Raw genomic sequence first — 24,217 nt, forward strand, 5'->3', positions numbered from 1 at the left:
CCCAGTTAACCTGATGAAACAAATTATAAAAAAGCTTGACAATCCCAATCATTATGATAAGATAGTCGGCTCGCTAGATAGCTTAACCCGCAAGGGATTAAGTCTAAACAGCAAGAGAGTTCCCAATATATCAGTTACTGGACGACAGTGATTGAGCACTATTTAAAAGCATAACTAAAGAACAACTTGTGTGGATTTTTGCTGATTCAGAATGACTAAAAAATAAAGTTGGTTGACTATCTTTTCGATAGGATTCTAACTATAAAAATTATTATTTAAGACAGCAGAAAAACTCAAAGTTAATTCATTACGAACATAATTTTTAGCGATTTTGCCAGATTAGATGAGCCAAGTTTAGTAGCCTCTTTAAAGGGTTACATAGCAAGATTAAACTGAAGAGTTTGATCATGGCTCAGATTGAACGCTGGCGGCAGGCTTAACACATGCAAGTCGAGCGGAAACGATGATAGCTTGCTATCAGGCGTCGAGCGGCGGACGGGTGAGTAATACTTAGGAATCTACCTAGTAGTGGGGGATAGCACGGGGAAACTCGTATTAATACCGCATACGACCTACGGGAGAAAGGGGGCAGTTTACTGCTCTCGCTATTAGATGAGCCTAAGTCGGATTAGCTAGATGGTGGGGTAAAGGCCTACCATGGCGACGATCTGTAGCTGGTCTGAGAGGATGATCAGCCACACCGGGACTGAGACACGGCCCGGACTCCTACGGGAGGCAGCAGTGGGGAATATTGGACAATGGGGGAAACCCTGATCCAGCCATGCCGCGTGTGTGAAGAAGGCCTTTTGGTTGTAAAGCACTTTAAGCAGTGAAGAAGACTCCTCGGTTAATACCCGTGGACGATGACATTAGCTGCAGAATAAGCACCGGCTAACTCTGTGCCAGCAGCCGCGGTAATACAGAGGGTGCAAGCGTTAATCGGAATTACTGGGCGTAAAGGGAGCGTAGGTGGCTCGATAAGTCAGATGTGAAATCCCCGGGCTCAACCTGGGAACTGCATCTGATACTGTTGAGCTAGAGTATGTGAGAGGAAGGTAGAATTCCAGGTGTAGCGGTGAAATGCGTAGAGATCTGGAGGAATACCGATGGCGAAGGCAGCCTTCTGGCATAATACTGACACTGAGGCTCGAAAGCGTGGGTAGCAAACAGGATTAGATACCCTGGTAGTCCACGCCGTAAACGATGTCTACTAGTCGTTGGGTCCCTTGAGGACTTAGTGACGCAGCTACTGAGACTGCCAAGGCACACAGGGGATAGGGCCGCAAGGTTAAAACTCAAATGAATTGACGGGGGCCCGCACAAGCGGTGGAGCATGTGGTTTAATTCGATGCAACGCGAAGAACCTTACCTGGTCTTGACATATCTAGAATCCTGCAGAGATGCGGGAGTGCCTTCGGGAATTAGAATACAGGTGCTGCATGGCTGTCGTCAGCTCGTGTCGTGAGATGTTGGGTTAAGTCCCGCAACGAGCGCAACCCTTGTCCTTAGTTACCAGCGGGTTAAGCCGGGAACTCTAAGGATACTGCCAGTGACAAACTGGAGGAAGGCGGGGACGACGTCAAGTCATCATGGCCCTTACGACCAGGGCTACACACGTGCTACAATGGTAGGTACAGAGGGCAGCTACACAGCGATGTGATGCGAATCTCAAAAAGCCTATCGTAGTCCAGATTGGAGTCTGCAACTCGACTCCATGAAGTAGGAATCGCTAGTAATCGCGGATCAGAATGCCGCGGTGAATACGTTCCCGGGCCTTGTACACACCGCCCGTCACACCATGGGAGTTGATTGCACCAGAAGTGGATAGCTTAACCTTCGGGGAGGCGTTCACCACGGTGTGGTTGATGACTGGGGTGAAGTCGTAACAAGGTAGCCGTAGGGGAACCTGCGGCTGGATCACCTCCTTATAGATGGCATTCGGTCAGCAAGAATTCACAACAAGTTGTTCTTTAGTTTAGCTAGTATTTATTATTAGCGCTTTGCCTTTACAGGCAGACACAGGCCTGTAGCTCAGCTGGTTAGAGCACCGTGTTGATAACGCGGGGGTCGGCAGTTCAAGTCTGCCCAGGCCTACCATTTATTTACGGGGCCATAGCTCAGTTGGTAGAGCGCCTGCCTTGCACGCAGGAGGTCAACGGTTCGACTCCGTTTGGCTCCACCATAATAAATACGATAGTAGATATATTAAACGAGCATAAACAGAAACAAATAATTCAGATATTACATCATACGATTATTTCTTTCTGTTTTATACAGAACTTATGACTCGACGAGAGCGTAAGAACTATTTAAAAACATAGATATGAGTCTGGGTTAGGAGCACGTGTTCACGCGTTGTTTCTAACCTTAATAACTCACTACTTAACGACATCAGTTGTTATCCCAGTAGTGAGTTATTAAAAAAGTAAAGAGAACTGAATCAAGCGTATAAAATTAGGTGATATCGTTATCATAATTAGACTTTATGACACTTTCGAAGTTAAAACTTATTTATAAGTTAAGACTACTTGGGGTTGTATGGTCAAGTAATGAAGCGCACATGGTGGATGCCTTGGCAGTCAGAGGCGATGAAAGACGTGACAGCCTGCGATAAGCTTCGGGGAGGCGGCAATATCCTGTGATCCGGAGATTTCTGAATGGGGAAACCCACTTACCATAAGGTAGGTATCTCGTACTTGTACGAGAAGCGAACGAGGGGAAGTGAAACATCTCAGTACCCTTAGGAATAGACATCAAATGAGATTCCCCCAAGTAGCGGCGAGCGAACGGGGAGAAGCCGATTAGTGCTAATGTAGAAGAACAGCGTGGGAAAGCTGACCGTAGTAGGTGATAGTCCTGTATTCGAAACATTAGCGTTAACATATTAAGTAGAGCGGGGCACGAGAAATCCTGTTTGAAGATGGGGGGACCATCCTCCAAGGCTAAATACTCCTGACTGACCGATAGTGAACCAGTACCGTGAGGGAAAGGCGAAAAGAACCCCTGTGAGGGGAGTGAAATAGAACCTGAAACCGTGTGCGTACAAGCAGTGGGAGCCTTAATTTATTAGGGTGACCGCGTACCTTTTGTATAATGGGTCAGCGACTTATGTTCTGTAGCAAGGTTAACCGTTTAGGGGAGCCGTAGGGAAACCGAGTCTTAATAGGGCGTTTAGTTGCAGGGCATAGACCCGAAACCGAGTGATCTATCCATGAGCAGGTTGAAAGTTGAGTAACATCAACCGGAGGACCGAACCCACTGTCGTTGAAAAGCCAGGGGATGACTTGTGGATAGGGGTGAAAGGCTAATCAAACTCGGTGATAGCTGGTTCTCCCCGAAAGCTATTTAGGTAGCGCCTCGGACGAACACCATTGGGGGTAGAGCACTGTTTCGGCTAGGGGGTCATACCGACTTACCAAACCGATGCAAACTCCGAATACCGATGAGTGATATCCGGGAGACACACAGTGGGTGCTAACGTCCATTGTGGAGAGGGAAACAACCCAGACCGCCAGCTAAGGCCCCAAATTCCTAGTTAAGTGGGAAACGAGGTGGGAAGGCATAGACAGCTAGGAGGTTGGCTTAGAAGCAGCCATCCTTTAAAGAAAGCGTAATAGCTCACTAGTCGAGTCGGCCCGCGCGGAAGATGTAACGGGGCTCAAACTAGGAGCCGAAGCTGCGGATTTGAATTTGTTTTCAAGTGGTAGGGGAGCGTTGTGTAAGCCTGTGAAGGTGTGTCGTAAGGCATGCTGGAGGTATCACAAGAGCGAATGCTGACGTGAGTAACGATAATGCGAGTGAAAAGCTCGCACGCCGGAAGATCAAGGGTTCCAGTCCAACGTTAATCGGGGCTGGGTGAGTCGACCCCTAAGGCGAGGCCGAAAGGCGTAGTCGATGGGAAATCAGTTAATATTCTGATACTTGTTTATAATGCGATGGAGGGACGGAGAAGGTTATGTCAGCCTGGCGTTGGTTGTCCAGATGAAAGGATGTAGGCTTACAACTTAGGTAAATCCGGGTTGTTATATGGCTGAGATCTGATAGCAAGCTGTACTTGTACAGCGAAGTGGCAAATACCATGCTTCCAGGAAAAGCTTCTAAGCAATAGTTATAAACGAATCGTACCCTAAACCGACACAGGTGATCAGGTAGAGAATACCAAGGCGCTTGAGAGAACTCTGCTGAAGGAACTAGGCAAAATGGTACCGTAACTTCGGGAGAAGGTACGCTGTTGATGGTGATAGGACTTGCTCCTTGAGCTGTTGACAGTCGCAGATACCAGGCTGCTGCAACTGTTTATTAAAAACACAGCACTCTGCAAACACGAAAGTGGACGTATAGGGTGTGATGCCTGCCCGGTGCTGGAAGGTTAATTGATGGGGTTAGCGTAAGCGAAGCTCTTGATCGAAGCCCCAGTAAACGGCGGCCGTAACTATAACGGTCCTAAGGTAGCGAAATTCCTTGTCGGGTAAGTTCCGACCTGCACGAATGGCATAATGATGGCAGCGCTGTCTCCAGCAGAGACTCAGTGAAATCGAAATCGCAGTGAAGATGCTGTGTACCCGCGGCTAGACGGAAAGACCCCGTGAACCTTTACTACAGCTTTACATTGAACTTTGACCTGACTTGTGCAGGATAGGTGGGAGGCTTTGAAGCAGACACGCTAGTGTTTGTGGAGCCAATCTTGAAATACCACCCTGGTCATGTTGGGGTTCTAACTCAGGTATAACAATACCGAGGACAATGTATGGTGGGTAGTTTGACTGGGGCGGTCTCCTCCTAAAGAGTAACGGAGGAGTACGAAGGTGCGCTCAGACCGGTCGGAAATCGGTCGTAGAGTATAAAGGCAAAAGCGCGCTTAACTGCGAGACCCACAAGTCGAGCAGGTACGAAAGTAGGTCTTAGTGATCCGGTGGTTCTGTATGGAAGGGCCATCGCTCAACGGATAAAAGGTACTCTGGGGATAACAGGCTGATACCGCCCAAGAGTTCATATCGACGGCGGTGTTTGGCACCTCGATGTCGGCTCATCTCATCCTAGGGCTGAAGCAGGTCCTAAGGGTATGGCTGTTCGCCATTTAAAGAGGTACGCGAGCTGGGTTTAGAACGTCGTGAGACAGTTCGGTCCCTATCTACCGTGGGCGTTGGAAATTTGAGAGGATCTGCTCCTAGTACGAGAGGACCAGAGTGGACGAACCTCTGGTGTTCGGGTTGTCACGCCAGTGGCATTGCCCGGTAGCTACGTTCGGATGGGATAACCGCTGAAAGCATCTAAGCGGGAAGCCCACCTCAAGATTAGATTTCCCTAAAGAGCCGTTGAAGACTACGACGTTGATAGGCAGGGTGTGGAAGCACAGCGATGTGTGTAGCTAACCTGTACTAATTGCTCGTTTGGCTTGACCATACAACACCCAAGTGGTTTGTATCAAAGCTCTAATTAATCTATCTTGTAAAGCGAAAGCTTTAGAATAAAAGAAAGAATATTTCGATATCACCTTTAACCTTGATTCAGTTAGGTTACAAGTTGATCGACCATAAACTAAACATTTATAGTCAAACAATAAAACAACAGACTCATATCTAACCCCTTTGCTGACGACAATAGCGCGATGGCCCCACCTGATCCCTTCCCGAACTCAGAAGTGAAACATCGTAGCGCCAATGGTAGTGTGGATTCGTCCATGTGAGAGTAGGTCATCGTCAGCTCTCTATTCTGAAAAGAGTCATCCTTAACGGGGTGGCTCTTTTTTTTATCTTTTATTCCTAGTGACCTACACAGCAAATCCTATTTAAAGGATTTGCTCTTGCGCTGCCTTGAGGAGGAACAAGAGAAACACTGTTTCGCCCGACGCAAGACAAGAGCTTCGCTCGCAGTTAGCATGCAATTTTTACGGCGCTCTCCTCGTTCGTCAGCTCTCTATTCAAAAGTAAAACCCCCTTAACAATTAAGTTAAGGGGGTTTTGTTTGTCTGCTTATTAAAAAATTTTTATAAAGGAAAAATTAGCATTTCATAGTATTATAAAATGATATTCCTTATTATATTAAAATCAATAATTAGCAGAATAAATTGGAGCTATGATGATCTCAGCATGTAGTGCAAAAATGCTTACTTTGAATTCTGGAATTAGACTACAGTTAATCATGTCTTGTGCCATTACTAATGAAGATTGCCAAAAATGGTCAAATACTATCAAAGATGATTCATCTTTTGACGTTCTAATGCCAGAACTAAAGCCAATAACTGATCGTATCAATCAAGAGTCTAGCTTTGCAGTACATTTAGTAAAGCGCAATACAGTCATTTCATCGATCTTGGCTTTTACTTCTAGTTTAGAGTTTTTTTTAAAGGATATAGTTGGATTATGTTTAATAAGAAACTCTAGTCTTAGAAAAAAAGCTTTTTCAAATTATAAAATATCTGCTACTGATCTCGAAAAATACCATACTATTGATCAAATCAAAAAAGTCCACATTGAAGCTATTTCCAACTTACAAACTTCTGGTTCTTTATTTATACCTAAATTTAGAAAAATGTCTAAATTTTTAGGTTTGAAAGACAACTCCGATAATACTAAGTTACTCAAGTCGTTAGATTCCATATGGGAATTAAGAAATAGACTTGCTCATACTAATCATAATTCAATTCCTGATTTTAGTTTCGTATATGGCGAAACGAGATTTCAACTACATAATGAGATAACATCTTTCGATTATAATTTGTTCATAATTAATTTGTGTTCCCTTTTTGCAGATGCAATTGATTATTTAGTTAAAATTGATTCTGACGCTCTTTTAAAATGGGGAGCTAATGATTTTTTGGAATCTAGCGATATCATAAAGTAATTAATAAAATATATTAGATGTGGACTTCATGTTCTTATGATTTACTTTATAATGATCGTTTTATATATTTACGCTGAAATTTGAGATAGATCTATATTTTATACTATAAATTTCAGAAGCTCTTGATATAGAGCTGTTGAAAATTAAAGAAATAATTTTTATTGAGTTTAGATTGATTAAGTGTTTTTTTGAAAGCTTAGAGCTTTTTTTGACTAACTAATCTAAATATAATTATCAAAGAGAAGCCTAATGTAACTTCAAAAATAACTTATTCAGGTGATTTTCATACTATCGCTATCAATCTGCAATCAAATAATGATATTTCGTCTGTTGATAGTTAGTACAAAGGCGAAGCTTTTTTACCAATGGACTTATTAGTGACTAACTTAGTTAGTTATATGTTGAATAATATCAGTATTAAAATTCTTAATTATTAAGAATACTTATTTAGCCTCAAGCTTTAAAGATTTAATAATTTTAATTTGTATTAAATTCTATATTAATTAAAACAACTCACCTGTCTCAACCATCTCTTCAAAATCAAACCCCAATTGCTCACCTTTACGCTGTTTCATTTGTTCGATACGTTGCCTGCGTCCAGAGACTAGCCGTAGCACCTCACGGCGCTGCTCGTTAGTCATGTTAAGCCATAGCTGACGCTCAGGACGACTGCGCAGGCAACCAAAGCAATAGCCTTTTTTATTACTTGTGCACACACCAATACACGGATTGGCAATCTCGAACAGTTCAAACTGCTGATTCATGGCGGCTCCATCGCGCTTATCATTATTCCTTTAACTTGCCTCATCTTATTTTAAAACATTATTATGTCGTAAATAACGAATAATAGTGTGCCGCTTTATTGTTACTGTTTTTGGCGAGGCAATGCTATGCTTAGCTTTTATAGCATATATAAAGTCATCATAACAAAATTAATAAGTGAGATTGTACGTGAACATTATTTATATTCATGGATTGGATAGTGATGCCAACTCGACCAAAGGCATATTATTAGAAAGCTGTTGCCAGCAGCATCATGCTGATATTAACGTATATCACCCAGACCTTAATAGTGCACCTGCGCAAGTCTTTGAGCAATTAGTTAAATTGGTAACCGAACTCAATAGAAAGGATAAAACCGTACTTATTGGCAGCTCGTTAGGAGGCTATTTTTCTACCTTGGTGAGCAATCATACAGGTTGCCCCGCACTATTGCTAAACCCGAGTACTCAGCCACACGTGACATTACAGCGTTTTTCTGACATCTCAGTATCAAATAAAGAAAGCAGTGACGAGTTATCTCATAGTAACGTCCTGCACACGACCGCTGGCGGTTGGGAAATAACCCCTGCGGATTTGCAATGGTTTGCAGATCATCAATTGGTATCCATTAATTATCCGCATAAAATTGCTGTCTTGCTAAAAGAAGACGACGAATTACTCAATGCTGAATTATCAAAAGACTTTTATCAAACGCAGGGAGCGACGGTAACTGTGCAAGCGGGTGGCGATCATAGATTTACGGATTTTGGTGAGCAATTACCGATGGTCATTGGTACGCTACAGTGTTTGTTATCGACTTAAAGAGACGACATTATCTGACGTGAACGACTGACAATTAGCGTTACCGTCGTTATTTTTGGTTATAATGGTTCAATAGAATTAATGATCTGTGAATATTAAGGGAAGCATTTGTGAGTGAATATAATGCGCAATCGTTAGAAGTTTTAGAAGGACTTGAGCCGGTACGTCGTCGGCCGGGCATGTATACGGACACCACCCGTCCGAACCACTTGGCACAAGAGGTGATTGATAACTCCGTCGATGAGGCGTTGGCGGGTTATGCTAAAACCATCAAAGTTCAATTGCATAGTGATGGCTCGCTGTCAGTCGAGGATGACGGGCGCGGTATGCCGACTGATATTCATCCTGAGTTTAAACAGTCAGGGATTGAGCTGATTTTGACCCGCTTACATGCTGGCGGTAAGTTTTCGACCGCTAATTATGAAGTTTCAGGTGGTCTGCATGGTGTTGGTATCTCTGTCGTCAATGCGCTGTCCACCCGCGTTGAAGTCACCGTATGGCGTGATAGTACACAGTTTGAAATGGCGTTTAAAAATGGTGCGCCAGTTACGCCTTTGACGGAAACGATCAGCTCAAACAAGCGTAAACGCGGTACTAAAGTACATTTTTGGGCGGATGGTAGCTTTTTTGATACGCCAAAATTTAATGTTAAACAGCTAAAGCACAATCTAAAAGCCAAAGCAGTGTTGGCCGCGGGTTTGACGATTGAGTTCGTCGATGATATTAATAATGAAAAAATCGTTTGGCAGTTTGCCGATGGGGTTGTCGAATATTTAAACGAACAGTTAGATGGTCTTGAGACGTTGCCTGAGGCACCTTTCTATTATAATTACGATGCGAAAGCGGGCGAACGTGCAGCCATTACCTTTGCACTGTCTTGGTTGCCTGATGGTGGTACGCCGATTCAAGAAAGCTATGTCAACCTTATCCCGACTGCGCAAGGCGGTACGCATGTTAATGGTTTGCGCACTGGTATTCTAGAAGCCTTGCGCGAGTTTTGTGATATTCATAACTTATTGCCGCGTAGTGTGAAGCTGACGGCAGAAGATGTGTGGGATGGGGTCAATTACATCTTGTCGCTTAAGTTTTCTGAGCCGCAATTTTCAGGGCAAACCAAAGAACGCTTATCGAGCCGTGAAGCGGCGGGTGCAGTACAAACGCTAGCAAAAGATGCCTTTAGCTTGTGGTTAAATCAACATGCCGATATGGGTGCTCAAATTGCCGAGTTGGCGATTAATAAAGCGGGACGTCGCCTAAAATCTGCCAAAAAAGTCGCGCGTAAAAAGATTACTCAAGGTCCTGCATTACCGGGTAAATTGGCTGATTGCCGTGGTGATTTGCGTGATGGCGCAGAGTTGTTTTTGGTGGAAGGGGATTCGGCGGGTGGTAGTGCCAAACAGGCACGAGATCGTCATTATCAGGCCATATTGCCACTGCGCGGTAAGATTCTAAATACATGGGAAGTGTCGTCAGATACCGTGCTGTCTAGCCAAGAGATCCATGATATTGCCATCGCTATCGGTGTCGATCCGGCGTCAGACGATTTGTCCGAATTACGTTATGACAAAGTATGTATTTTAGCGGATGCGGATTCTGATGGTCTGCATATTGCCACCTTGATTTGCGCGTTATTCGTTAAGCATTTTCCAGCGTTAGTCGATGCAGGACATTTATTTGTCGCCATGCCACCATTATATCGCGTAGATGTCGGTAAAGACGTGCATTACGCGTTGGATGAGCCTGAGCTTGCCCATATTTTGGCTAATGTACCGGGTAATAAAAAAGCACAAATTACCCGCTTTAAAGGGCTGGGTGAGATGAGTGCAGAGCAGCTGCGTGAGACGACCATGAATCGTGATACCCGTCGTTTGGTGCAACTAGATATGGACGATATGGTGCTCACCAATAGCGTGATGGATATGCTGCTCGCCAAAAAGCGCTCTGCTGACCGTAAGACTTGGCTTGAGGACAAAGGCAACTTGGCTGATATTTCATAAAGTATAGTTAAGCTTATATAAGCCGGATACGGTGTCAGGCTCGCTTAGTCTAATATTTATAGTGCTTTCACTTGCCTTTCTTGTCTCCAAATTATACTGAAGCGACTCTACAGTTAGCATTAGATATAGGAATGCTCACTGTAGAGTTGAGTAAGAGATAGCACAATAAAAGGCTGTAAAAGGCAATTTAGTGGCATAAACTTAATGGTATTATGTAGCTATCTTTTATAATCTGGTGCCGTTATGACATCGAAGTTTACCCATCGCTCTAAGTTGCCAACTGCTGCTAATTCTGCACGCTCTAAAATATTGCCAAAGCTTAGCAAAAAGGATTTAGGTCATTTAATTCCCAAACGGGGCGGCACAATTGCTCCAGTGATAGCCTCTTTCCTATTAAAAACCTCAGGCTGGCGAATCGTTGGTGAAATTCCAGATATCTCGCAAGCGGTGGTATTGGCATTACCGCACACGTCAAACGTTGATGGCGTCTATGCATTACCCAGCTTGTTTGCCTTAGATTTAAAAATCAGCATTATGGGTAAACATACGTTATTCAAAGTCCCAGTATTGGCGCAACTATTACGTTGGATGGGTATTATTCCCATCGATCGTGGTAATAAAGGCTCTGTGCTACAAGCGAGTATTGATAAGTTTAAAACCGGTGAGCCACTGTTTTTGGGATTATCTCCAGAAGGCACACGGGAATATACCAAAAACTGGAAGACAGGATTTTATTACCTAGCAGTGGGTGCTGGTATCCCTATTTTACCAGTGGCGTTAGATTATAATACCAAAGAAGTGCGTTTTTTATCTGCTGTGTATCCTACTGGAGATATTGAGGCTGACTTACCAAAAATCTATGCTCAATATAAAGGGGTGATACCAAGACATCCTGAGCGCTTATCGCAGCCACTACAGGATGTTAATAATTCAGCCAATTAGGTCTATCTTGCGAATATGAGCATTTGAACCTCTTATGAATGGTTAGTAAAACGCTCATATTCAAATACAAAGATAGTAATGTTTAGAATTGAGGCTGACCGTTAGAAGCACTAACCCCACCATCTACCGGTAAATTAACACCGGTAATCATCGACGCATCATCACTCGCTAAAAAAGTAATCGCGGCGGAAATATCCTCTGGCGTGGCCAGACGACCAAGTGGACAACGATCTAAGAATTTATCAGTCTTGGCATCATTATCTTGAATGGCACTGGTCATGTTTGTCTTAGTCACGCTTGGATTAACCGCGTTGACTCGCACTCCATCAGGACCATGATCTAAGGCGAGGGTACGCGTTAGATTGCTAACGCCAGCTTTGGCAGCATTGTAAGCGGCCATATTCCAATCACCACCGACCCCTGATAATGAGGAGACATTGACGATGTTACCTTTGGTCGCTATCAAATGTGGCATGGCTGCCTGACAGACATAAAAAGTACCGTTTAAATTCACATCAATCGCTGATTTCCAGTCTTCAGCCGTTAGCTCCGTAATTTTACCTTGGGTGGCTTTACCTGCATTATTCACCAAGATATCAATTTTTTCAAACTGATCAATGGCTCTTTTAATCATTTCTTGCACTTGGCTCTGCACACTAATGTCGCAAGTGATGGTCATATAATTATCGGTATGAATCCACGTACGGTCTTGCGGGAATTCTTTGGCGGTTTCTGCCAACGTATCGGCAGTCCGTCCCACTAAAACAACACTGGCACCTTCCTGAGCAAAGCGAATGGCCGTCGCACGACCAATACCTGAGCCTGCTCCTGTTACGATAACGGTTTTTTCTTTAAAACGTTTCATAGTATTCAGTCCTTGTTCTTATATGCAAATAATAATAGTCACTACATAAAAAATGAATGAGCAGACCCTAACGTAATGGCCGCACTATAAATCAATGCGTCAGCTGTGCTACTTTTATGTCATCATAACAAGTCATTGCTTGGAAAGCGACTTTGTATAATTGCACTTATGTAGTTTACTTTTTCTTTATGGAATTATGCCTATTATCCTCACAAAAATGGCATGATCTTTGTAAGTTGCCGTGTAGGGTACGTTATATTATCATTGATAATAAAAGGTTGAGACTGTGTTCAATTCGATTACTGGCACATCTGATGGGGGTTATCTGGTCAATGAGTTGGCCTGCTACCTACAGACAGATGCTTTAGACATTGCTTTACCTAACATGCAAACCATAGAGATTCGTTATGAAGCTCATTATACAGCTCGACAGTATCACTATCATTTGCCACTAGGTAAGCTTCAACTATTAGCGCTCATCTTATATCTGCCTTCTGAGACCAGCTTGGCTAATATCGAAACAGTACGTATGGCAGCGGTCAAAGCGGTGCTAGCATGGCAAAAAGCTAAGACTAACTCTTCTCAAGATAAAGACAATCAGGCGCTTAGCTATGACGTATTGGTCGTCGACATCCAATTCAGTGAGCACGCTAATAGTAGCAACAATAATAACAGTGACAATAATGATGAACACAACAATGACAATAATATTGAACATAACCGTCAGCGGAATCAGTTACCGAAGCGCTTAAAGCACGAATTTGTAGCGCGCTATTTTATGGAAAATTTGGTCGTCGACATGAGTGACCACGCACAGCGACTGCAAGTATTTAGCTGGCATGATTGGGGTTCGATAACGCTCGCATTACAGACGCCATGCGAGCTGTGGCGATTCTTAGGGTATCATCTTGAACAGCTCCAGCGCTCGGTCTCCAGCCATGTCGCGAGTTTTGAATCTGAAGACATGCTTGTCACGCAGTTTTTAAGCAGTGCGCTCTTATTTGACCATGCTATTACGATCGATAATGCCCTTATCAAATATGGTATTCAGCAAGCACCAAATTCTGCCTTGGTAGCCATGACCTTAGCTCAAAAAAATAAGAGCCAAACTGCCCAGATGTATCAACAACATAGGCAACAAGCAGCAACACTCTGGTCTCAACTTAGTACACAGATGATCGACACGGTCAGTGCAGAGCTGACAGCTCAAGCAGGCATCAAGTCGCTAAAGCCACAGTTTTCTCTTTGGCAGCAGCAATTATTAGATGAATCTGTGTTTTCGCGACATGAACTGATTCGCACTTTATATAGACACCCACAACAAAAGCCGGCGTTGCAAAAAACTGGCTATGTGGTACATCAGCATTCATATGAAAATCTTGGTCGGCATTATGTGCTGATATTTTATGGGCAAGATTTGGCGGGGCAGAACAGTAAAGCGGCTATTCAGCCAAACTTACAGCAAATTGCGCAAGATGTTGCCACGCGTCTGCCGATGGCTGAGCTACACCATGTCATCATACTTGGTATAGATTTTATCTCTGATGCCGGTGAGACTTTCATGGACATCGATCTGTGGATTCAACCTATGAATAATATGACTCAGCGCGAACGTCAACTTACCAAGCAAATACAACGTCTCAAACAGCAAGGTGCTGAGCAGCAAGATATTCAGCAGCCAGTTTCTAAGAAGCAAGCGGCTAAGAAGCCAAACGAGCCAGTAAATGATTTGCCTCAGATCCGTCTCAACCTTTCTATTCCAGCCCGTAAAGATAAGCTATAAATCAATACTATAGTCAGTGAAAAGCAATATCGGTATATCTGCAGTATCGTAGCGTTTTAGGGTATTTGACTATAGGTAAACTTGTCGTCGTTCAACTTAAAGAAATCATCCATAATACAAACACCCATAAAAAAAGACAGCCTAAGCTGTCTTTTTTTGTTCGAAATTATACTTTCATAAAGGTTTATTTATTGGTGTCGTCGATAAGACCGCTACCAGGTAATAAATCGTTATTAGTCGTAGTTCCAGTAGTTCCAACATCAGTAGTATCTACAGGATCAGTACCAAGTTTTGTGGTATCGACCGTATCTGTACGTAAGTTGGTAGTCGAGGTAGTTGGTGCACTCGGCATATTCTCACGAACTGAATCAGCAACTTTGTCTTGCGTTGATGAATTAGGCGTCAAAGCAGACTTCGCTTTTGCTTCAGTACGCTCTTTGTCCATTTTGTCCTGCATCTTGCGTAGGAAACGTGCTGCTGCTTCTTGACCGCCAAGACCGAATGATAGAGCAAAGGCAACCGCAACGGCACCTAACGTTAGACCAAATGCTAGGTTAACGATAGAGTCAGCAATACCCATCGCTTTTAGACCCATGGCTAGTACCAAGCCCATGATTAATACACGTACGATGTTTGCTAAGAACTGTGAGCCTTGCTCAGAGCGTTCAACGACACCAGCGATGATATTGGCAAGCCAGAAACCGATGAATAGAATGATCGCGCCCAAAATGATGTTGGCACCGAAAGCGATAAACATCGTGATAATAGCTGAGATAGGCTCAAAACCTAATAAATCAGCGGCTGCGATAGCGGCAAACAGCATGGCAAAAAAGATGATCGCATAACCAACAAGGTCAGAGACTCTTTTATCACCCATGGTCTCTTGTAAGCCAACTTTCGCAGGCAACTGGTTGATCTGAGTGTTTTCGATCAAGCCTTTAATAATATTAGCGACCATACGTACCACGTAGAAAGTCACTACTAGGATAGCCACTGCCATAAAGATGTTTGGCAAAGCTTCCATGATTTTGTTCAGCATATTCGTCGCAGGACGAGCAATCACTTCGATTTTTAACGCATTTAATGCGGCAATAATCGTTGGGATAATCACAACTAAAAATGCTAATGAACCTGCGATATTAGGTAGGCTGTTTTGCTCGTTCAAACCTGCTTTTGACGCCAACTCTTGCACGTTAAAAGTAGAAACAAGGTTGGTCACAATGCCACGTACGACTTTAGCAATGATATAACCAACGACAAATACCACACCAGCAATTAGGATGTTAGGAATAAAGCTGAAGATTTTATCTACCATATTAGTCAATGGGGCAAATAAACCATCAAGCTCTAATTGGCCCAATACCATGGTTAGAACAACCAATAAGATGAACCAGTAAACCATATCAGCAATCGTGCTACTCATTGGTTTTACGCCAGCTTTAGCGCTTAAACGCTCATCCATTGATGTTTTGGCCAGTGCTGCGTTGATCGCTGTGCGGGCAACAGTTGCCACAACCCAACCAATCACACCAAGAGCAATGGCACCGATCAGATTAGGAATGAACGCCAACACTTGGTTAACCATATTTGCAAATGGTGCTGAGATAGAGTTCAAGTTCAACTGACTAAGCGCCCCTGAAATGGCAATGATAAAGATAAACCAAAAAACAATCTTAGAGATAATACCCTCTAGATCATAGGTTTTGCCAGTAGAAGAGTTCATGCGTTGATTAAGATTCACTTTAGACAGCACACCGCGTACCAGTGCCGCGATGCCTAGGGCTACGAGCCAGCCAATAATAAATATTAAGATAGCACCAATAATGGAGCCGATCGGCCCACCAAGATAACCATTAAAAGATGTAAATGTTGGATTCATCTTATCCTCCTTGAATCATCATATATGAGCTGTGAAATAACAAAGGTAACCATCACAAATAGTAGGTAGTCAGCACTTTAGTTATTGAGCAAAACCATATAGATGGTAATTATAAATAGTGTTTTTAATTTAAGTTATACAGGGACATTATAGTGACTGGAAAAGTAATCCTACTATAGGAAAATGTGGATCTGCGATGACCATACATCTCTGTTACGCAATGTGGCTACCGATATCCCAATATCTATTAGTAAAACTGACGTCCAGTTACTTATCACCTTAACTAATTTAGCTTAGCTGATGTATTGATAGATTTAAAGACAGAAAGCTTAACCTGTTACTATATTTGTGTGATAACTTGTTATTTTTACGAGAAATGTTAACACAGACTGTACATTGGCCCGATAATTTCATCCTAAACATGGCTCCTAAAACTAAGATTTGTTATTATAGAAATATGTGACATCTCGCCACTATACTTACAATTTGAGAGTACTCTATGAAAAAAATCACTACCTTAAGCGTTAGTGCACTTGTTAGTGCTATGTTATTAGTTACCGGTTGTAGTACTAATAATGGTAATCAAGAAACCTCTAGTCAAAGCGTTTCAGTGACTGAAAAAAGCCCAGCCAATGAAAAAGTGGGTTATAGCTTGGGCTATATGATGGCAGAAGGTAACAAAGAAGCGGTCGGTGATCTCAACCTTGATACCTTTGAAAAAGGCTTTCGTGATGGTTATGAAGGCAATGATTCCGCACTGACACAAGAGCAAATGCAAGAAGTATTGATGACCTATCAAAAAGAGCAAGAAGAGAAGTTTGTTAAAGATATGGAAAGCAAAGCGACTGACAACAAAGCCGCTGGTGAAGCATTCTTAGTTGCAAATGCGAAAAAAGAAGGCGTAAAAGAGACGGCCTCTGGTCTACAATACAAAGTAATCGCTCCAGGTACTGGTAAATCACCAAAAGCGACTGACGTGGTTGAAGTAAACTACGAAGGTAAATTGATCGATGGTACGGTATTTGACAGCTCTTATGAGCGTGGTGAGCCGATTGAATTTCCACTAAATCAAGTTATTGCTGGCTGGACGGAAGGTCTACAGTTGATGAAAGAGGGTGGCAAATATGAGTTTTATATCCCATCAGACATCGCTTATGGCGAGGCAGGTAACTCAGGTATCGAGCCTAATAGCACTTTAATCTTTACCGTTGAGCTGTTAAAAGTAAAATAATGCTGCGATAAAACGTAATAATCTGCACTGTCCTAAAACAGAAAAAGCCCTCATAAATATTATGAGGGCTTTTTGTTTAGACGTGGTTTAGTTCATTGTTTACTCATCAATTGAGTCACTCGTTAAAGTGTCTTTTGGAAGACTTTAGAGTTACGTCCGTTATGATACTTTTCTTGTCGTGCTTCTGGTAAGGCGCTTGCTTCAACTTCTGCAAAGCCTTGTTCAACGAACCAATGGGCAGTACGAGTCGTCAACACAAACAGTTTGTGCAAACCATGGCTGCGCGCTTGCTGCTCTAAAAACGCTAGCAAATCCGCACCTCGGCTACCGCTACGATATTCGGGATGAACCGCGACACAAGCGACTTCGGCCGCATCTGCATCTAATGGATAAAGCGCTGCACAGCCCAGAATCATACCATCACGCTCAATCACACTATAGTGATCAATCTCTTGCTCCAAGCATTCGCGCGAACGACTGACCAATATGCCTTGTTCTTCTAACGGTAATAACAGTTCAATAAGTCCCACGACATCGTCGATATTTGCTCGGCGAATCTCTTCATAAGGGTCGTGGCTTATGAGCGTACCAGAGCCATCACGAGTGAATAGCTCTTCTAATAATGCACCATCTTTGGCATAAGAGATAATATGGGTGCGATGAACGCCTTGACGGCAAGCATTACTGGCGCAATTTAAAAAGTAGTTGATCTCACAATTTAGATCACGGCCACGTAAGAAACGATCGACTTCATTTGGAATCATTTCGCGTAGCAAGCGATCATCGTCATTGATACCCGTTTCTTCACCTAAGAATATCAGCTTATCCGCGCCAAGTGCGACGGCAGCACTCAATGCCACATCTTCAGCGAGTAGGTTGAAAACTTCACCAGTCGCTGAATAACCCATCGAGCCTAAAATCACGATATGATCGTGGAGTAGGTTGTTTTTGATGGCCTCAACGTCGATAGAGCGCACTTCACCCGTCATTTGATAATCGACACCATTACGAATGCCATAAGGGCGGGCGGTGACAAAATTGCCTGACACGGCATCAATGCGCGAGCCGTACATGGGTGAATTGGCCAGTCCCATCGACAGCTGTGCTTCAATCTGCAAGCGGATGGCACCAACGGCTTGCAAGATAGACGGCATCGCTACACGCGGTGTCACTCGAATGTCTTCATGCAACGGCGAGGTGATATCAGTGCCTTGCAGGTTGTTTTCGATTTGAGGTCGGGCCCCATGTACCAATACCAGCTTGATGCCCAAGCTATGTAACAAGGCGAAGTCATGAATCAGCGTACTAAAATTCGGGTGATTGACCGCTTCACCGCCAAACATGATCACAAAAGTCTTACCGCGATGGGTATTAATGTAGGGGGCAGAATTACGGAACCAATGAACGTATTCAGGATTAATCTGTGGCATGGCGCTAGTAGTCATAATGGGAGCAGTAGTAGTCAGAATAAGAAAAAAGGACGTGACAAAAAATGCCAGTCGCTAAAGAATTACCATAGCAAAAAACGCCGTTGTGAGCTATCTTTTATTTCAGTAGCGTTCATCAATCTTTGTAGTAAATTGACAATATACACAACCTCAACACGGGGTTAGTGTACCTACAAACGCTTTTTGCTATGCTAAGCGCTATTGCTTTATAGACAGCTAACGCAGATAATCAATAAAAACGAACGTTACCAGCATGGAGCGTATATGATGATAGCCTGCTCATAATCTGAGATGTCGTCATTAAGTGTATTGCTCATATAAAGTCTCGTCTATCCAAACCGCGAGAAACTTAAAAAGTTAAAGCGATAAGTGTCAGAGTTTAAAAGCATTGAAAATGCATTAACCAGACAGTCAGGTTTTGCCAGCTGCGTTTTACCGATATATTAACTAGGGATAATGAAAGTCATGAAAAAAAGTAACCATTTTGCCAATCCTTTTAGCGCTTTTAGCGGACACCGTCTGTTTCACGTGATCGCTGGTACGCTCGTCGGCGTCATGGCTGTGACCCAAGCCTCAGCGATGCTGCCGACCCCAGAGCAAGCAGTTGATAATTTAGCTACCATGCAGTCAAGTACCAATCAAGCAAGCACCCGTAGCGGTAATTCTAGTGTGCAAGCCGTTAATACCAAAATTACTGCCTCGCTGATCAGTGTTGATGCCAATGGTCAGGAGGTCTTGGTACCTGTTAATGCCAACACGCGCTTGCAAGCAGGCAACGTCTTAGAGTATCAAGGGTATTTTACCAATACCAATGCTGATCGAGTACGCAAAATGACGGTCACCATGAGTATCCCTGAGCAAGTAGAATTATTGCGCGCGGTCTCGCCTGATTTCCCATATGGCAGCACCGATGGCGATACTTTCGCCCGTATGCCGCTACGTGGCAAGGTGGACAATCAATTACAAGAAATCCCATTCAAATACTACAAAGCAGTACGCTGGGATATCGAAGGTGTTGGCCTCAATGACACCGTAGCAGTGAAATACCGCGCCCGCGTTAAATAGATTTGCTTATTAATTGATACATGCTGTTTAAGCAAAATTGATTTAGCTAATAGTAAAAAGCACCACAGTTTATGACTGCGGTGCTTTTTTAATGGCTGAGATTCTAATTTTGAGGTTAGCTTGTCGAGGATTTACTATACATAGTCAGTGAAAAGTAATATCGAACCATCACGCACTGCTGATATCAGCAATACCGTCGCATTTTTAAGATATTTTGACTATATCGTTATAAAGTCGCATATTTACTCTGTGATTTTTCTTTAATTAATTGTTTAATCGCATTGATTTGTGGTGTGGTTGCTTGCGTACCAGCAGCAATAAGGGCGCTACGTTGACTGGTATCTAATGAGCTGATATGACCGACATCAGGGGTAATCACAATATCAGCACGCGCGCGTTCATTACGCATCGATGCGCTGTGCTTGGTATTTGAATGAGCAGCGTTGGCGGTTAAATTGTTTTCAAGTAAGCCCCAAAAGCTACTCAATGAGGTGATAGCGGGTAAGAGATTGCTCGTTACGTTCTTTTTATTCGAAGTAGGCACCGTCACATCGATGGCGATGATGATATCTGCCCCCAAATAACGAGCGCTATCGACAGGCACTAAGCTGACCACACCGCCATCGATATATTTTTTGCCGACTTTTTCAGGAATACGTGGGGCAATAAAAATATTAGGTACGCTACAAGATGCTTGAACGGCAAGCCCAGCATCTCCCGTGGTAAAAATTGCTTTTTTTAGCGTGTGCTTCTCAGCCGCGACGGCAGCGAAGTGAATGGGAAATGACTCTATAGGGCGACCACCAACTTTTGCATTAATAAAGTTTTTGAGTTTGATACCTTCTATAAATCCTTGGTTGGATAAGGTGAAGTCCGTCAATTCGCTGTCAGTGGTGGTCAATGCCAAGCGCTCAAGCTGTGCTGGCGTGTAGCCGCTAGCGTATAGACTACCGACCAAGCTGCCGATGCTCGTGCCAACGACCAAGGTTGGTTTGATACCGTTTGCTTCTAGAGCCTTAATTACGCCAACATGCGCAAAACCTTTGGCACCGCCGCCGCCCAACACCAACGCCACTTTTGGTTCATCTGCTATGGGCGCTACTGGTGCTGGTGTCAGTGTGCTACAAGCATTGATGCTTAAAGCCAATACAGCAAGCACACTGATACGCAGGCATATTAAATGATGATAAGATTGAGGCAATAGAGTGGGAGCAAACATAAAAAAGACCTTATAAAATCATCGTAAATTAGGGCGTGTTATCAATTAGCACATTTATATATTTAGTGGTCTTAAAATGGTTAAATTTTGCTAAAAATCGTCAGAAATTTTGCCAAATCGACAAAGCTATTTATCGACAAAGCTACTTATCCATAAAATAGACTGGATGTATTTCTATACAAAGTGTCTAAACGCAGTATTACTAAATAGCTTAGCATAATCAATCATGTTGTCAGTTATAATGAGACTGATTCAGTATTTTGATAGCTGGTTGATTGCTATCACCTTTGCAGCTCATTACTAGCAGTAGAATGCTTAGGGCGTGTCCTCATAAGACATTTTGCGCTTACGGAATTTAAAACCAATATCGTTAGGATTTTTGATGCCCATGTCGGTCAGTCACGCTTCAGCTCCTTCCTCAGCCCAGTCAACCGCTCATGGGATATCTGAGCAACCTCTATCGGCACTCGATATGCCAGTGACGGCGTTGGCAGGCGTCGGCTCCAAAGTGGCTGAGCAACTCGCGCAGTTGGGTATCGTACGAATATTTGATTTGCTGCTGCATCTGCCACGAGATTATGAAGACCGCAGCCGACTGGTATCGATAGCGGACGTGGGGCATGGACAAGCAGCATTAATCACTGGGCGTGTGGTACACGTCGATGTCAAGCGCAGTGGCATGACCGTAATTGTAGACGATGACACCGATACGATATCATTGCGGTTTTTTAAGGTCTATCGTGGTCTGGCGCAGACCATGAGTTTGGGTACACAATTGCAATTGTTCGGCGAAGTAAAAGTCAGCCGTTATGGCAAGCAGATGCACCATCCCGAATATCAAATTATCACTGATAGCAGTGCGATGACCAATACTGGGTTGCAGCCCATTTATCCCAGTGTCAAAGGCTTGCATCAGAATAAATTGCGTACCTTGATTAAGTTGGCGCTGCAAACGGTGCGTAGTCAGGGTCTACCGATGACGCTGTTTACCAATGAAGATTTTGCCGTCGTTGCGGATTTACCATTGGTACCTTTTGAACCACCAAATAAATCGGTAATAGAGGCGTATGAGTCTGAAGATATTTTTTCGACGCTCGCCCGCAGTGTGCCCGACAATACTACTGGTAATAGTGTCAATAAAGCCCAGCCCGCTGTTTATGATGCAACGTATGATGCGATGAATCATAATCTCGATACGATGGCCGCTAATAATGTCTATACCCTGACGATATTTGAAGCCTTGGTACTATTGCACACTCCACCAACTTATACCGATGCTGGGCGGCAGTATCAGCTATTGACCCAACTAAGTGCTCGCACCCATGCTGCTTGTCAGCGCTTGATCATTGAAGAGTTGACCGCGCATCAACTCAGTCTATTATATCGTCGTCAGCAATTGCATCAGCATAAAGCCCCTAAATGCGCCACTAAAAGCCCATTGGCTGATCAATTATTTGCCGCGTTGCCGTTTGATTTAACGGGCGCGCAGCAACGAGTGATGAAAGACATCACGGCCGATATGGCGACTTCTATTCCGATGCTACGACTGGTACAAGGGGATGTGGGCGCTGGCAAAACGTTGGTGGCGGCAGGTGCCGCAGGCTATGCGCTTGATAGTGGCTGGCAAGTGGCTGTTATGGCACCCACAGAGATTTTAGCAGAGCAGCATTTGGTTAATTTTAAACAATGGTTTGAGCCCTTAGGTGTTGGGGTCGGTTGGCTGGCGGGTAAACAAACCGCAAAGCAGCGCCGCGAAGCGTTGGTAGCTGTAGCGGACAACACCGTGCAAGTGGTCGTCGGCACCCATGCGTTATTTCAAGAGCAAGTACAGTTTGCTAAATTGGGCTTGGTTATTATCGATGAGCAGCACCGTTTCGGTGTCGAGCAGCGCATGGCTTTGACCAGTAAAGGCGTGGCCAATAGCACACCACATCAGTTAATAATGACGGCAACGCCCATTCCGCGTACGCTAGCGATGAGTGTCTACGGCGATATGGATACCTCCATCATTGATGAGCTGCCACCGGGTCGCACGCCAATTACGACGGTGACGATTGACCGTAACCGCCGTGATGAGGTGATCGAACGTATTGCGATTAATTGTGAGGCGGGCAGGCAAGCGTATTGGGTTTGCTCGCTGGTGGAAGAGTCTAGCGTGTTGGATGCACAAGCCGCTGAAGCCACTTACGAGGACTTAAATGAGCGCTTAAATATTCGTATTGGTCTTGTCCATGGCAAGATGAAATCCGTTGATAAACAAGCCATCATGCAAGCATTCAAATCCGGAAGTCTTGATTTGTTAATTGCCACAACGGTCATTGAGGTTGGCGTCGACGTCCCTAATGCGTCGCTAATGGTCATTGAAAACGCCGAGCGTTTGGGTCTATCGCAACTACATCAATTGCGTGGACGAGTCGGGCGTGGTTCGACCAAAAGCTTCTGCGTTCTACTATACCAAAAGCCATTGTCGGAGACGGGCACTGAACGTCTAAATGTATTGCGCGACAGCACCGATGGCTTTGTTATTGCCCAAAAAGATTTGGAACTGCGCGGGCCTGGTGAGCTGTTGGGTAAACGTCAAACGGGCAATGTTGGTTATTATTTGGCGGATTTGATCCGTGATGAGCAATTATTTGCGATTGCCCAGCGTCTCGCCAAACACTTGATTGCAGATCCTACGAGAAAAGCGGATGTCAGCCAACTGATTCACCGCTGGATGCCTGAGGCGAGTCGTTATACCAATGCCTAATTGCGGTGAGTCAGCTGTATGATTTGATGAAATGTCTGAGCAATAAATTAATATCAAACAAAAAAGAGGATAGCCAATGCTATCCTCTTCTATCTTTTTGCCGCAGATTTGTTTTTTCGAAGCAAAACTATTGGTGTAATGGACAAAATTCATGCTAGAAATTAGAAGGTAGTCGCTAATGGACATAATTCATGCTATTTGAGTGTCTTTGACTCTAAAAAGTCTTTAATAAACCGTAACTTACGATACTCATTTAGCCCATGATGACTGTGTAATTGTCGCTTGAGCTCACTGAATAACCCTTCGAGAGAATTAGTAGTATTTGGTAGGTCTAAATGCCCATATTCTTGATAAGTAAATAACCAATCGCTATTGGTTCTTAAACTACGATAAGCACTTCTAAGACGCTTGTGGGTGTACCACGTTCTGCCGGTATCCTCATTGGTACTACGCTCATTAAGATAGGCTTCATGAGTCAAATACCAGTGATCTAAGCGGCTTTACAAACGCATCTTTATCAAGCTGTTTTATTTCTAAAGTAAGTCGTCTAAGCTCGATACTGGCACTATTCTTAGGGCGACGAGTTAAATAGCGGGTCACTATTTGCACTTG

At 43.7% G+C, this 24,217-nt stretch carries 14 protein-coding genes, 2 tRNA genes and 2 rRNA genes; 12 read left to right on the forward strand and 6 right to left on the reverse strand.

Annotation, left to right across the window (positions count from 1 at the left end):
- Positions 1-2,020: 2,020 nt before the first annotated feature.
- The 5 genes from RH96_RS11935 (at position 2,021) to RH96_RS11955 (ending at position 6,843) form a co-directional block, all read left to right on the forward strand.
- A tRNA-Ile gene (locus RH96_RS11935) sits at positions 2,021-2,097 on the forward strand.
- Between the two features lie 9 nt (positions 2,098-2,106).
- Positions 2,107-2,182 (forward strand) — tRNA-Ala (locus RH96_RS11940).
- Positions 2,183-2,540: 358 nt separating this feature from the next.
- Positions 2,541-5,403: ribosomal RNA gene (locus tag RH96_RS11945) — 23S ribosomal RNA — on the forward strand.
- A 187-nt stretch (positions 5,404-5,590) separates the two neighbouring features.
- Positions 5,591-5,705 (forward strand): 5S ribosomal RNA (rrf, locus tag RH96_RS11950).
- 370 nt (positions 5,706-6,075) lie between these two features.
- A complete protein-coding gene (locus RH96_RS11955) occupies positions 6,076-6,843 on the forward strand; it encodes a HEPN domain-containing protein (protein ID WP_141629755.1) in 768 nt (255 codons plus the stop codon).
- A gap of 503 nt (positions 6,844-7,346) precedes the next feature.
- Here RH96_RS11955 and RH96_RS11960 read toward each other — a convergent pair.
- On the reverse strand, positions 7,347-7,607 hold the full coding sequence (locus RH96_RS11960) for a DUF1289 domain-containing protein (protein ID WP_010201286.1): 261 nt from the start codon (positions 7,605-7,607) through the stop codon (positions 7,347-7,349).
- A gap of 187 nt (positions 7,608-7,794) precedes the next feature.
- Between RH96_RS11960 and RH96_RS11965 the strand changes: the two genes are divergently transcribed.
- The 3 genes from RH96_RS11965 (at position 7,795) to RH96_RS11975 (ending at position 11,366) form a co-directional block, all read left to right on the forward strand.
- Positions 7,795-8,427: a YqiA/YcfP family alpha/beta fold hydrolase gene (locus RH96_RS11965; RefSeq protein WP_010201288.1), complete on the forward strand. Its 633-nt coding sequence runs from the start codon at positions 7,795-7,797 to the stop codon at positions 8,425-8,427.
- Positions 8,428-8,537: 110 nt separating this feature from the next.
- Entirely contained in the window at positions 8,538-10,424 is a 1,887-nt protein-coding gene (gene parE, locus RH96_RS11970) for a DNA topoisomerase IV subunit B (protein ID WP_010201290.1), read from the forward strand.
- A 243-nt stretch (positions 10,425-10,667) separates the two neighbouring features.
- The gene (locus tag RH96_RS11975; RefSeq protein ID WP_010201291.1) at positions 10,668-11,366 is read left to right on the forward strand and encodes a lysophospholipid acyltransferase family protein; all 699 of its coding nucleotides are present in this window, start codon (positions 10,668-10,670) and stop codon (positions 11,364-11,366) included.
- An 82-nt stretch (positions 11,367-11,448) separates the two neighbouring features.
- On the opposite strand, the gene RH96_RS11980 is transcribed toward RH96_RS11975, so the two are convergent.
- The gene (locus RH96_RS11980; protein WP_010201292.1) at positions 11,449-12,231 is read right to left on the reverse strand and encodes an SDR family NAD(P)-dependent oxidoreductase; all 783 of its coding nucleotides are present in this window, start codon (positions 12,229-12,231) and stop codon (positions 11,449-11,451) included.
- Positions 12,232-12,517: 286 nt separating this feature from the next.
- Here RH96_RS11980 and RH96_RS11985 point away from each other — a divergent pair, with 286 nt between their 5' ends.
- Complete coding sequence (locus RH96_RS11985) at positions 12,518-14,014, forward strand: hypothetical protein (protein ID WP_010201293.1); 1,497 nt, start codon at positions 12,518-12,520, stop codon at positions 14,012-14,014.
- 184 nt (positions 14,015-14,198) lie between these two features.
- Here the strand turns inward: RH96_RS11985 and RH96_RS11990 are convergent, their stop codons facing one another.
- Positions 14,199-15,893 (reverse strand): mechanosensitive ion channel, encoded by a 1,695-nt coding sequence (locus RH96_RS11990; RefSeq protein WP_010201294.1) that lies wholly within the window; start codon positions 15,891-15,893, stop codon positions 14,199-14,201.
- A 499-nt stretch (positions 15,894-16,392) separates the two neighbouring features.
- Between RH96_RS11990 and RH96_RS11995 the strand changes: the two genes are divergently transcribed.
- Entirely contained in the window at positions 16,393-17,124 is a 732-nt protein-coding gene (locus tag RH96_RS11995; RefSeq protein WP_010201297.1) for an FKBP-type peptidyl-prolyl cis-trans isomerase, read from the forward strand.
- A gap of 122 nt (positions 17,125-17,246) precedes the next feature.
- On the opposite strand, the gene argA is transcribed toward RH96_RS11995, so the two are convergent.
- A complete protein-coding gene (gene argA / locus RH96_RS12000) occupies positions 17,247-18,569 on the reverse strand; it encodes an amino-acid N-acetyltransferase (RefSeq protein WP_026037339.1) in 1,323 nt (440 codons plus the stop codon).
- 468 nt (positions 18,570-19,037) lie between these two features.
- On the opposite strand from argA, the gene RH96_RS12005 reads away from it, so the two are divergent.
- Positions 19,038-19,637, forward strand: coding sequence for a hypothetical protein (locus tag RH96_RS12005; RefSeq protein ID WP_010201301.1), 600 nt, complete (start codon positions 19,038-19,040; stop codon positions 19,635-19,637).
- A 226-nt stretch (positions 19,638-19,863) separates the two neighbouring features.
- Here RH96_RS12005 and RH96_RS12010 read toward each other — a convergent pair whose 3' ends face one another.
- Positions 19,864-20,856, reverse strand: a complete 993-nt coding sequence (locus tag RH96_RS12010) for a patatin-like phospholipase family protein (RefSeq protein WP_010201303.1) — start codon at positions 20,854-20,856, stop codon at positions 19,864-19,866.
- Positions 20,857-21,238: 382 nt separating this feature from the next.
- Between RH96_RS12010 and recG the strand changes: the two genes are divergently transcribed.
- On the forward strand, positions 21,239-23,605 hold the full coding sequence (recG, locus tag RH96_RS12015; RefSeq protein WP_010201307.1) for an ATP-dependent DNA helicase RecG: 2,367 nt from the start codon (positions 21,239-21,241) through the stop codon (positions 23,603-23,605).
- A gap of 194 nt (positions 23,606-23,799) precedes the next feature.
- On the opposite strand, the gene RH96_RS14850 is transcribed toward recG, so the two are convergent.
- The gene (locus RH96_RS14850; RefSeq protein ID WP_010202003.1) at positions 23,800-24,084 is read right to left on the reverse strand and encodes a hypothetical protein; all 285 of its coding nucleotides are present in this window, start codon (positions 24,082-24,084) and stop codon (positions 23,800-23,802) included.
- Between the last annotated feature and the right edge of the window lie 133 nt (positions 24,085-24,217).

It is taken from the genome of Psychrobacter sp. PAMC 21119, from assembly GCF_000247495.1.
Classification (GTDB): domain Bacteria; phylum Pseudomonadota; class Gammaproteobacteria; order Pseudomonadales; family Moraxellaceae; genus Psychrobacter; species Psychrobacter glaciei.